The organism is Pseudomonas sp. 06C 126, assembly GCF_001855215.1.
GTDB classification, from domain to species: Bacteria; Pseudomonadota; Gammaproteobacteria; order Pseudomonadales; family Pseudomonadaceae; genus Aquipseudomonas; species Aquipseudomonas proteolytica.
Window position 1 is genome coordinate 1 of record NZ_MIFU01000005.1, and the last position, 493, is coordinate 493.

Annotated in this window: 1 protein-coding gene; it reads left to right on the forward strand. The window is 57.8% G+C overall.

Annotation, left to right across the window (positions count from 1 at the left end):
* Nucleotides 1–493, forward strand: a 493-nt coding sequence (locus BHC62_RS03875) for a VCBS domain-containing protein (RefSeq protein WP_143007478.1), incomplete at both ends; no start/stop codon positions are given.

Here is a 493-nt window from a genome sequence, read left to right on the forward strand (position 1 = left end):
TACCTACGGCACACTGCAATTGTTTGCCGATGGCAGCTATGTCTACACCCTGGACAAGACCGATCCGCAGTTCATGGCTCTGAATGGTGGTGGCAGCGGGACTGAGACTTTCACTTACCAACTGAACGACAGTGACGGCGATACCAGCACCGCCAAGCTGGTGCTACAGGTGCATAACAACGACGATCCAGTGGTACTGACGGGCCTGGAAGTAAACGGCGGTGAAGTCACGGTCTACGAGAAAAACCTGCCATTGGGCAGCGCTATCGATGGGCCTGCTCTTACCCAATCCGGCACCTTCACCGTGACCGCATTGGATGGACTGAAAAACCTGACGGTGGGCGGCATCAATGTCGTCACCAACGGCGTCGCCGCGACGTTCCCGCAATCGGAACCCACCGGTTTCGGCAACACCCTGACCATCACCGGCTACAACGCCAGCACCGGCGTGATCAGCTACAGCTACACCCTCAACGGCACTGACAGCCACCCA